The 11,132-nt window shown below is 64.6% G+C and carries 10 protein-coding genes and 1 tRNA gene; 8 read left to right on the forward strand and 3 right to left on the reverse strand.

Annotated elements, in window-relative coordinates:
- Positions 1–28: 28 nt before the first annotated feature.
- The gene (gene nrfD / locus L979_RS07320) at positions 29–1,141 is read left to right on the forward strand and encodes an NrfD/PsrC family molybdoenzyme membrane anchor subunit (RefSeq protein ID WP_047691036.1); all 1,113 of its coding nucleotides are present in this window, start codon (positions 29–31) and stop codon (positions 1,139–1,141) included.
- Between the two features lie 92 nt (positions 1,142–1,233).
- On the opposite strand, the gene selD is transcribed toward nrfD, so the two are convergent.
- Positions 1,234–2,256, reverse strand: a complete 1,023-nt coding sequence (gene selD / locus L979_RS07325; RefSeq protein WP_047691052.1) for a selenide, water dikinase SelD — start codon at positions 2,254–2,256, stop codon at positions 1,234–1,236.
- Between the two features lie 33 nt (positions 2,257–2,289).
- On the opposite strand from selD, the gene L979_RS07330 reads away from it, so the two are divergent.
- The 4 genes from L979_RS07330 (at position 2,290) to selB (ending at position 6,798) form a co-directional block, all read left to right on the forward strand.
- Positions 2,290–2,385: transfer RNA gene (locus L979_RS07330), tRNA-Sec, on the forward strand.
- Between the two features lie 69 nt (positions 2,386–2,454).
- Positions 2,455–3,780: an L-seryl-tRNA(Sec) selenium transferase gene (gene selA / locus L979_RS07335; RefSeq protein WP_047691039.1), complete on the forward strand. Its 1,326-nt coding sequence runs from the start codon at positions 2,455–2,457 to the stop codon at positions 3,778–3,780.
- A gap of 136 nt (positions 3,781–3,916) precedes the next feature.
- Positions 3,917–5,005, forward strand: a complete 1,089-nt coding sequence (locus L979_RS07340; RefSeq protein ID WP_047691042.1) for an Abi family protein — start codon at positions 3,917–3,919, stop codon at positions 5,003–5,005.
- Positions 5,002–6,798: a selenocysteine-specific translation elongation factor gene (selB, locus tag L979_RS07345; RefSeq protein WP_047691044.1), complete on the forward strand. Its 1,797-nt coding sequence runs from the start codon at positions 5,002–5,004 to the stop codon at positions 6,796–6,798. The genes L979_RS07340 and selB overlap by 4 nt, the downstream gene beginning before the upstream one ends.
- Before the next feature lie 28 nt (positions 6,799–6,826).
- Here selB and L979_RS07350 read toward each other — a convergent pair whose 3' ends face one another.
- The gene (locus L979_RS07350; RefSeq protein ID WP_047691046.1) at positions 6,827–8,284 is read right to left on the reverse strand and encodes a glyceraldehyde-3-phosphate dehydrogenase; all 1,458 of its coding nucleotides are present in this window, start codon (positions 8,282–8,284) and stop codon (positions 6,827–6,829) included.
- Between the two features lie 331 nt (positions 8,285–8,615).
- Here L979_RS07350 and L979_RS15035 point away from each other — a divergent pair, with 331 nt between their 5' ends.
- Positions 8,616–9,146, forward strand: a complete 531-nt coding sequence (locus tag L979_RS15035; RefSeq protein WP_197052099.1) for a DUF4282 domain-containing protein — start codon at positions 8,616–8,618, stop codon at positions 9,144–9,146.
- 96 nt (positions 9,147–9,242) lie between these two features.
- On the opposite strand, the gene deoD is transcribed toward L979_RS15035, so the two are convergent.
- Entirely contained in the window at positions 9,243–9,962 is a 720-nt protein-coding gene (deoD, locus tag L979_RS07360; RefSeq protein ID WP_047691048.1) for a purine-nucleoside phosphorylase, read from the reverse strand.
- A gap of 119 nt (positions 9,963–10,081) precedes the next feature.
- Here deoD and L979_RS07365 point away from each other — a divergent pair, with 119 nt between their 5' ends.
- Positions 10,082–10,528: a MarR family winged helix-turn-helix transcriptional regulator gene (locus L979_RS07365; protein ID WP_047691056.1), complete on the forward strand. Its 447-nt coding sequence runs from the start codon at positions 10,082–10,084 to the stop codon at positions 10,526–10,528.
- A gap of 46 nt (positions 10,529–10,574) precedes the next feature.
- Entirely contained in the window at positions 10,575–10,997 is a 423-nt protein-coding gene (locus L979_RS07370) for an organic hydroperoxide resistance protein (RefSeq protein WP_047691050.1), read from the forward strand.
- Positions 10,998–11,132 lie beyond the last annotated feature (135 nt).

Raw genomic sequence — 11,132 nt, forward strand, 5'->3', positions numbered from 1 at the left:
CCGCCGCATTCGTGGCGGGGGGCCGCCGGTGAGCGTTTCCGAGTTCGACAACTACCGGCCACCGGAGGGACGACGTCGCCGGGGGCGCCGTTCGGCCGGACGGCCCGGGGGTCCTGGCAGCTGGTTCCGGCGCGGCAACGACGGCGCCCGGGAGATTCCCGTGGTGCCCGATGCCCATGTGGAGCCGTACACCAGCTATTACGGACGGCCCGTGGTCAAGGCCCCTCCGTGGAAGAAGGAGATTGCCACCTATCTGTTCCTGGGTGGCGTGGCCGGAGGCTCTGCCTTGTTGGCACTGGGGGCCCAGCTGACGGATCGGCCCATACTGCGGCGCAATGCCCGGCTGGCCGCCATGCTCGGCTCCGCCGTGGGCAGCACCGCGTTGATTGCAGATCTTGGCCGTCCCGAACGCTTCCTGCACATGCTGCGCACCATCAAGCCCACCTCCCCCATGAGTCTGGGTTCGTGGGTGTTGGTCACCTTCAGCACCTGTGCCGGTGTGGCGGCAGTTTCCGAGGTGGACCGATGGACCGGTTCGCGGTTGCCCCTGGGGCCGTTGCGTTGCGTGCTGCGTGCTGTGGAGCCTTGGTCCGGGGTGGGTGCGGGACTGTTCGGAGCGCCCTTGGCCGGGTACACGGCCGTGCTGCTGTCCGACACCGCCATGCCCACGTGGAACGCCGCCCGGGAGGATCTGCCGTTCGTTTTTGTCAGTTCAGCTTCCCTGGCCTCTGGTGGGTTGGCCATGATCACCACCCCGGTGGATGAGGCCCGCCCTGCCCGATACCTGGCTCTGGCCGGTGTGGTGGGGGATGTGGTGGCGCAGAAAGTCATGGAGTCTCGCATGGACCCGGTGGCCGCAGAACCGCTGCACCAGGGAACACCCGGTGTGCTTTTGAAGTGGACCGAACGGCTGCTGCTGGTGGGCGGTTTGGGAACCCTGGTGGGTGGTGGCAACCGTGCCGTGGCATCCGTGTCCGGGGTGGCGTTGCTGGGGGCATCTGCCTGCACAAGGTTCGGGGTCTTCTACGCAGGTCTGAACTCAGCGCGGGATCCGCGCTACACGATCGAACCGCAGCGCCGTCGTCTGGAAGCGCGCCGTGCGGTCGGCCAAACGGGCGACTCCATCACCACCGTGGGCTGAACGTTCCTCTCCACCCGCCGAGTAGGCCCTTTGATCGCCCCTGAGTGGGTCAGCAGCGATCAAAAGGCCTATTCGGCGGAAGGATCAGGGTGTCAGCGGACGGTGACTTGGCCTGCGGGGGTACCGCTTGCGGGGGCAACCGTCTCGCCGATCACCGGGTGACCCGGCAGCTCACCCACCACCAGCAGGCCACCAGAGGTCTGGGCATCCGCCAAGACCAGCAGGTCCTCCTCCGTGATGCCCGAGCCCGCCTCAAGGTGCGGACGTACCCAGTCCAGGTTGCGCCGGGTGCCACCGGAGATGAATCCGTCACGCAGGGCTTCCGCCGCACCGTCCACCATCGGCACGGCCGACCGGTCGATCACGGCATGGACCCCTGAAGCCCGGGCCATCTTGAACAGGTGGCCCAGCAGTCCAAAGCCCGTGACATCCGTGGCGGCCTTCAACCCGGCGGCCACGGCAGCTTGTGACGCATCGCGGTTGAGCTGGGTCATGGTGGCGATCGCCGCCTCGAACACCTCACCGGTCTTCTTGTGCCTGTTGTTGAGCAGTCCCAACCCGATGGGTTTGGTCAGAGTGATGGGCAGGCCGGCGACGGCGGCGTCGTTGCGCAGAAGGTGCGCAGGGTCGGCGGTGCCGGTGACTGCCATGCCGTATTTGGGTTCGGGGTCAACTATGGTGTGGCCCCCGATCACCGGACAACCGGCCTGTTTGCCGATGTCCAGACCACCCTGCAGTACCTCAGACATCAGCTCCATGGGCAGCACTCCGCGAGGCCAGCCCACCAAGTTGATGGCCACCGCCGGGCTGCCACCCATGGCGTAGATGTCGGACAGGGCATTGGCGGCCGCAATTCGCCCCCAGTCGTAGGCGTTGTCCACCACGGGGGTGAAGAAATCCGCAGTGGACAGAACCGCAAGGTTGTCCTGGATGCGGACGGCGGCTGCGTCGTCGCCGTCGTCAAGGCCCACCAACACGTCAGGGTGCGACTGCCCCTCCAGGTGACGGACCGCGTCCTCCAACTCCCCGGGCGGGATCTTGCACGCGCACCCGCCCCCGTGGGCGTAGCTGGTCAGGCGGTTCAGGGTCTGCGGGGCTTGCGCGTCAGGGGCCATGGAGTCACCGTACCGGTGATAGATTCCCGTGACGGAGGCGTCCGTATTCCTGGTGGGTACCCCGGTCTTCAAAACCGGTGAGACCGAGCAGCTCGGTCTGGCGGGTTCGATTCCCGTCCGCCTCCGCCAAACTTCAGGCACCGCAGCCGCTGCACGACGACGACGCCCGGTGCCCCTCCCCTGGCAAAGGTGAACCGAGTGGCACAACACGATCCCCGGCGGGCCATCCCACGCACGGACGATCTGATGAGACTGCCCGAAGTCCTGAAGGCCACTCAACGTCTGTCGGTTGCCACCGTCAAGGCCCGCATCCGCGCAGCACAGGACCGAGCACGCGCCGGCGAGATCACCCCGGATGCTGTGGCCGGTGAGCTGATCGGATCACTGGAGGACCACGGGGCGTCGTCGTTGACCCCGGTCCTGAATGCCACCGGAATTGTGGTGCACACCAATCTGGGACGGGCGCCGCTGTCCCCGGCCGCTCAGCAGGCGGTCACGGATGCAACCGGATACGTGGACGTGGAGATGGACCTGGACTCCGGGCGCCGCTCCAAACGAGGCGTGGGTGCCCGCCAAGCCCTGCTGGATGCTTGTCCTGCAGCGGAGGACGCCTTGGTGGTCAACAACGGCGCTGGGGCGTTGGTGCTGGCCACAACGACTTTCTCGTTCCAGCGGGAGGTGGTCATCAGCCGCGGTGAGTTCGTGGAGATTGGTGCGGGGTTCCGCCTGTCCGATCTGATGACCTCCACCGGGGCGCTGTTACGTGAGGTGGGCACCACCAACCGGACCCACCTGAGCGACTACACACAGGCCATCGGTGAGAACACGGGCTGCATATTCAAGGTCCACCCCAGCAATTTCCGAGTCAGCGGATTCACCTCCGGGGTGGAGATTTCAGAACTGAGCACCGTGGCCCAGACGGCAGGCGTTCCCCTGATCGTGGACGTGGGAAGCGGGCTGCTGCACCACGATCCCGAGGTGCCCGACGAACCCGACCTGAGATCCGCACTGGAGGCCGGTGCGGATCTGGTGATCGCCAGCGGTGACAAGCTGCTGGGTGGCCCGCAGGCCGGGCTACTGCTGGGGCGCACGGAGATCATCCAGAAGTTGGCCAAACACCCGTTGGCACGGGCCGTCCGCTGCGACAAACTCGCCCTTGCTGCACTGGAAGCCACTCTCACTGGCCCAGAACCACCGGTTCCGCAATACCTTCACGCCGACCCCGATCGATTGCGGGTCCGTGCCGATCGCCTGGCACATCTAGCGGCCCAGGCAGGGCATCGCGACATCGGGGTGGTCCCCCATGACGGCCGCGTGGGAGGCGGTGGCGCCCCCGGAGTTCCGCTTCCCGGTTGGGCCGTGGCCCTGCCGGAAACTGTGGCGCACACGCTGAGGAAAGGCAGCCCCGCCGTCGTGGGTCGGGTGCACGACGGCGCCTGCCTGGTTGACCTGCGCTGCATCCCCGAGCACGACGACGACCGCCTGGCCACCGCCGTGATCGCCGCACTGGATGGGCTGACATGAGTCACGTGGCAAGGACCCAACTGTCATTCCCAACCTTGTCGACTAGTCTCGGTCACCAGGGCGAGAAAAAGCCCCGGGCGCTTGCATCAGAGGCGCTGCCGGGGCGTTCAAAAAAAGATTAGCACCGGGAGAAGACATGGTCCAGTATTCGCCGGAGAGGGTCTGTGAGCAGCTGTCAGCACAGCGGCTGGGACCCTACGCAGACAGGTCACACGGCGAACTGGAAGAGGCACTGAAGCTCTACACGTGGAGTACACAGATGTCTGCGGCCGCCTTTGAGACGGTGGCCCATCTGGAAGTGCTCCTCCGAAATGCAATCGACCGAGAGCTCGCTTTGTATTTCAAGGAAAATACCCGCGCCATTCCTTGGTTCTTGTCCAGGCCACCCATGAACGACGAAACTTCTGTGGCCATCCAAACAGTCCGTCAACGACTTCGAAATGAGAACCGTGATACACGACATCAAATCATAGCGGGGCTTTCTTTCGGATTCTGGGCCGGGATGTTGGGAGCCAAGTACGAGGAACTTTGGCGAGCATGCCTGCACAAAGCGTTCCCTAATTCCTCCGGAATCAGAAAAGATGTCGCCAGGGAGGTTGAAGCCGTGCGGAAATTCCGGAATCGGCTTGCACACCACGACTCCACACTCAATGTGGACATCCCTTTCGAAATGCGGCGAGTCATGCGCCTGGCCGAGTTCATCAGTTTAGATGCTGCGCGATGGCTCGAAGATGTGGGCCGCCACAGCGACGTCTACACCCAGCGCCCGGACACTGGGAGCGACACCGTGATCGTGCCGGCCAAACATGCTTGGGATCTCTATCTTTCTGATTTCGCCTATGTCTGCCAGGCAGGCCGAAGCTTCCGGCCCATTGACCGAATCGCCTTCTACAGTCACCGGGAGATCAAATCAGAAGTACCTCGCATACTCCACCGCGTGGATGACGTCCCTTGGACGGACGAATACGCCGCCCAACTGGACAAATCTGAGATTCGATACGATAGACAGATCGCCAAGGTCATACGGGCATCGCGCAATACCTTCTGGAAGGCCGGTACATACCAGGTTTTTCTGCTCTCGCGCCGCGGCGATCCGGAGCACAGGGCACTACACCAGCCGATACCTCACAAAAATAAGGGCAGGGGCAGTGCTTTTGTCCAGAAACAGCGCTACACATCCCTCCATGCACTGGAGACTGCAACCTCTACCGACGAGCTGACATGAGTCACGTGGTGGCCACCGCCGGGCACGTGGATCACGGCAAATCCACCCTGATCCGCGCCGTCACAGGCATTGAGCCGGACCGGTGGGCGGAAGAGAAGCGCCGCGGAGCGACCATTGACCTGGGCTTTGCCTGGACCACGCTGGCATCCGGGCGGGAGGTGTCCTTTGTGGACGTCCCGGGTCATGAAAGATTCCTGGGCAACATGCTGGCGGGGTTGGGACCAGCTCCCGTGGTGTGTTTTGTGGTGGCCGCTGATGAGGGGTGGCAGGCGCAGTCTTCTGATCACCGCGATGCCGTGGCCGCATTGGGCATCAACCGCGGGGTGATTGTGCTCAGCCGGGTGGATCGCGCTCCGGAGCGGGTGGAACAGGTGGCCCGGGAGGTCCGGCAAGAATTGGCGGCCACGGGGCTGCACGACGCCCCGGTGGTGGCAGTCTCCGCAGTTGACGGCACCGGTCTGGAGGAGTTCCGCACCGTCCTGGACGCCGTTCTGGCTTCCACCCCCGAACCCGATCCCACCGATCGTGTACGCCTGTGGGTGGACCGCGCCTTCAGCATCAAGGGCGCCGGCACCGTGGCCACCGGGACGTTGGGGGCCGGTACCGTCAGCGTGGACCAGACACTCAGTTTGATCGGGGACACCAGCGCATCCGTGACGGTGCGCGGACTGCAGAGCCACAACAGCACAACCCCGCGACTGCTCCCCGTCACCCGCGCCGCCATCAACCTGCGGGGCGTTTCCGCAGATCAGATCAGCCGCGGAGAGGCGTTGGTCACTCTCGGCGCATGGCCCACAGCCCACGAGTTCGACCTCCGCCGCACCACCGGCCCCGCCTTCACGGAGGTACCCACGGGTGTGGTGGTGCACGTGGGCAGTGCCGCCTTCCCCGCACGCCTGCGCCCGTTCGACGACCACCACGCCCGCCTGCGCATTGACCGCAGCATCCCCGTGATCCCCGGTGACCGTGTGGTCCTGCGCTACCCGGCCGGAGAGGTGGTCCTGGGCGGCGGCCGCATCCTGGACATCGACCCCCACCCGCTGACCCGCCGCGGCGACAGCGCACGCCACACCGCTTGGTTGCGCTCCCTCCCCGACGACGGCGATGCCACCCCCCTGGTCATCCGCCACGGGGCGGTTTCCACGAACCGTCTGAAACAGCTGGGTCTGCTGAAGGACAGCTCTGCGGAACCAGCCTCCACCGAGGTCCTGGAACTGGCCGGATGGTGGGTGCACCGACCCCAACTGACCAGTTGGGTGGAGGCCGTACGTTCAGCGGTGGCGGAGGCGCATCGCAAGAACCGCATGGCCCAAGGCCTTGCGGTGGGCGCAGCCACGGAGGTGTTGGGCATAGCCGATCCGGCCCTGGTCCAGGCCGTGATTGCACGGACGGACTTGGCCCAGGCCAACGGCTATCTGGCGCAGCCCACCCACGCCCCTGACCTGGGACCGGGGGAGGCAGGTCTACAGGCCTTGGAACAGCACCTGTCCGATCACCCGTTCGAGGCCCCGGAAGCCTACGACCTCCAGGGCTGGGGCCTGGGACCCAAGGAGCTGGCCACCGCCGAACGGTTGGGAAGAGTGCTGAGGTTGGGCGACGGCGTCGTCGTACTGCCCGCCACCCCAGCACTTGCCATGCGTGAACTGGCCAAGCTCCCGCAACCATTCACCACCAGCCAGGCACGGCAGGCGTGGGGCACCACCCGCCGTGTGGCCATCCCGCTGCTGGAGCATCTGGATGCCCGGGGATGGACCACACGGCTGGACGGCAGCCTGCGGCAGATCAAGCGATGACTCTGGGCGGACCACGCGCCCCGGAACCTCAGTTAGCGGGCACATCCGCGGCGTGAGTCCAGTTCGACGGGAACTTGGGCTGGGCAATGTCCGCCATCTTGGCGCAGACCCGGACCACCTGGCTGGAGTAGCCGAATTCGTTGTCGTACCAGGCGTAGACCACCACGGTCTTGTTGTTGACCACCGTGGCCAAACCGTCCACCACGCAGGCGTAGCGGGAACCCACCAGATCGGAGGAAACGGTCTCCGGGGAGTCCGTGAAGTCGATCTGTCGGCTCAGCGGAGAGTCCAGGGAGATCCCCCGCAGGAATTGGTTCAGTTCCTCCGCATCGGCCGGCGCCTGATCCAGCTGCAGCGTCAACACGGCCATGGACACATCCGGCACTGGAACGCGAATGGCGTTGCCCGTGAGCTTGCCTTCCATCTCCGGAAGAGCCTTGGCCACGGCCTTGGCCGCACCGGTCTCCGTGATGACCATGTTGATCCCGGCCGCACGTCCACGGCGTTCGCCCTTGTGGTAGTTGTCCGTCAGGTTCTGGTCATTGGTGAACGCGTGCACCGTCTCCACGTGACCCTGCTGGATGCCGTAACGGTCATTGATCACCTTGACCACCGGGGTGATGGCGTTGGTGGTGCAGGATGCCGCGGAGATGATCCGGTCTTCCGGGGCAATGTCAGAGTCGTTGACCCCGCACACAATGTTCTTCATCTCGCCCTTGCCAGGTGCCGTCAGCAAGACCTTGGAAACCCCGGGGGACTCCAGGTGACGCGCCAAGCCTTCCGAATCAGGCCACACACCGGTGTTGTCAATCAGGATGGCGTCATCGATCCCGTACTCGCGGTAGTCCACGGATTCCGGGGAATCGGCGTAGATCACCTGGATGTCCACACCGTTGGCGGAAATCACGTTGCGCTCTTCATCCACCACAATGGAGCCGTTGAACTTGCCGTGGATGGAATCGCGGCGCAGCAAGGATGCACGCTTGACCAGGTCATTGCCCGGCTTCTTGCGCACCACCACGGCGCGCAGCTTCAGGCCGGTGCCGTCAAAACGCTCCACCAGGATCCGGGCCAACAGGCGGCCGATTCGCCCAAAGCCGTAGAGCACCACATCGCGGGTTTCCGAGGTGTTCTGGCCTTGCTGGTCCACCACCGGAGCCAGCTGCTCCCGCAGGTACTGCTCCACGTCCTCGCGCTGGGACTCCGCCAGTCCTGCGGCCAACTTGCCCAGGTCGATCTGGCAAGTCCCCAACTTCAAGCCCTGGAGGATTTGAAGCATCTCCCACGAACGTTCGGTGGTCAGCTCCTCCCCCACCACACGGCGCGCAAACCGGTGCGCCTTGAGAATGTCCGTGACGGACTTGTGGACCAAGGACCGTCCGTGAATGTTCAGGACCGCCTTGTTTTCACGGTAGAGCTTGCCGATGACCGGAACCATGGCCTCCGCGCGGGTCTCACGGTCGGCCCATGTTTCAACTGCAGACACTGATGCCCTGCTTCCGCGGCCGCACGTCGTTGTGACAGCCGCTTTGTTGTGTCAAGTGCTGGTGGCATCGCGGCCAGCACCAAGGGTGGGCGCCCGCCGCTGAGATCGCCGTCACTGATCCTACCGGGCTCGGTCACGCCCACCCCCTCCGCAGCTTGCCGCCGAGACCTCCGAAAAGTCCCGATTTTCACGCTGGGCAGGGTTGTATCGGAGGTCTCGGCGGGGAGCAGAGGCGGCGGGTCACAGAACGGAACACGGCGAGCCCAGTTTGTCCACGACGACGACGCCGAGTTGACTGGGTGGGTCCCAAACAACTCCCACAAGGATGAACATGTCTCACACACCCCCCGAAAGCCACGGCTCCACCAACCCGGAGCCTCAGAACAACCCGGGGCCGCCGCAGTACCAGGCCCCGCAGGGACCTGCATCTGAGACCGCCGGTGCCCCTGTGGCCGGGCAGTCGGCTCACAACCCCGGGCAGCAGGCCAACCCCGGTTACGGCTACGTGCCGCCCCAGAACCAAGGCTACGGTCAGCCCACCGGCGCTCCGGCACGCGGGACCAACTCCGGTGAGCCCAACTTCTTCAAGGCGCTGTTCGACTTCTCCTTCAAGAACTTTGTCACCATCCGGTTTGCCGGCGTGCTCTTTGGCATCGGTTTGGCAGCCATTGTGCTGGGCTGGCTGCTGTTCACGGCCATCGCCTTTCTGGACTCGGCCGCTGGCGGAGTTCTGACCTTCCTGTTCGGCGCAGTGTTTGCGTTCGTCTACATCATCTTGTTCCGCGTGACCATCGAATTCTACGTGGCCATGGTGCGCACCGCACAGAACACCACACTCCTGGTGGAGCAGAACAAGCGCTGACCCACCCCTCCTCACGCCGAGACCCCTGACAAAGCCCAAAATTCGCTCAGCGAAGGGCTGTATCGGAGGTCTCGGCGCGTATGGGGCGCGGGGCGGTCAGGCCAGGGACAGGGCGATCTCCATCATCTGGGTGAACGCCGTCTGGCGCTCCTCCGGCGTGGTTTCCTCCTGGCGCATGATGTGGTCACTGACCGTGAACAAGGCCAGTGCAGCCACCCCGGCCGCAGCAGCATTCATGTAGAGAGCGGCCGCCTCCATTTCCACGGCCAACATGCCCATGGAAGCCCAGCGGTGGTTGACCTGAACGTTGGCGTTGTAAAAGACGTCACTGGAGACCACGCCGCCCACATGGGTCCGAGCACCCTGCTCGTCAGCCGCCCGCTTGGCCTGTTCCAACAGACGGTATGAGCCCAACGGGGCAAAAGTCCCCGGCAGTTGGTACTGGCCCGCGTAGTTGGAATCCGTGGAAGCACCTTGGGCAATCACGACGTCGTAGAGGTTCAGCTCATCCTGCAACGCCCCACAAGAACCCACGCGGATCAAGTTCTTGACACCGAACACGTTGATCAGTTCCCAGCTGTAGATCCCCATGGACGGCATGCCCATGCCGGTGCCCATCACGGAGACCTCCTTGCCCTGATAGGTGCCCGTGAAGCCCAACATGCCGCGGACCTGATTGAACTGCTGGGCGTCCTCCAGGTAGGTCTCTGCAATGAACTTGGCCCGCAGGGGATCACCCGGCAGCAGGATGGTCTCCGCAATGGGGGCGCCCTGGGGCTGGATGTGGGGTGTGGACTTCCCTGTGGTCTCGAGCATGGGTTCTCCCTGAGCTCAGCAGCTGGTGGCACCGTCAGGATGCCATGACCGCGCGAACACCGCCGTGAACCGCACCCAAATCAGTTGTGCGCAATTCAATTGCGCGCTACATTAACAACATGACCTCGACCTCCGCGCTTCATGACCAACTGTGCTTTGCCCTGCACGCGGCCTCCCGAGCCATGACCAACGCCTACCGGGCAGGGTTACCGCAGCTCGGTCTGACCTACCCGCAGTTCATCACCCTGGTGGCCCTGTGGGAACAAGATGGCCTGACCGTCTCCGAACTCGGCCACCGCCTCCACCTTGACAGCGGCACCTTGTCCCCGCTGCTCAAGAGGTTGGAGGGTGCCAAGCTGGTGGAGCGTCGTCGTGAATCGGGCGACGAGCGGCGGGTGAGCATTCACCTGACCCCTTCCGGGCGCGACCTTGAGGGGCGGGCCGCAGCCATCCAGGCGGAGATCATGGGGGCCATCAACATGACGGAGTCAGAAGCCCGCACCCTGCGGGAACTGGCCCAACGGTTCACCGCAGCCGCGGACCAATCCATACACACCCCGCGCTGAGATGCGCGAGCACAACAATCCAGCAGTACCCACAACAGGAGGAATCATGGCAAGCGTTTACACCGCAGAAGCTATTGCAACCGGGGCCGGCCGCAACGGCCACACCCGCACCACGGACGGCCGCGTGGACCTGGATCTGGCCGCACCCACGGAGATGGGCGGCTCCGGTGACGGCGCCAACCCGGAGCAGTTGTTTGCCGCCGGTTACGCGGCATGCTTCCACTCAGCGCTGCAGTTGGTGGCTCGCAACCAGAAGGTTGACCTGGGCGATTCCAGTGTGGGAGCCCGGGTGGGCATCGGCCCCAACGACGACGGCGGATTCGCACTCGAGGTCACGCTCGAAATCGTGATCCCGGAGATGGACCATGCTCAGGCCGTTGAACTGGCGGAGAAGGCGCACCAGGTCTGCCCGTACTCCAACGCCACCCGCGGCAACATCCCGGTGGAACTGGTGGTCACGGACGACTGATCTATCTGGACCTTACCCGCCTTCCGGCCCCTTCGCGCCGAGCGGTGATTTGTGCCGTCCGTCAGCTCTGATGGACGGCACAAATCGCTTCTCGGCTGGGATTCGGCTGTGGTGCGGGTGTTGCGTGGGTGTTGT

Origin of the sequence: Kocuria sp. ZOR0020 (assembly GCF_000800955.1) — a bacterium.
Classification (GTDB): domain Bacteria; phylum Actinomycetota; class Actinomycetes; order Actinomycetales; family Micrococcaceae; genus Kocuria; species Kocuria subflava.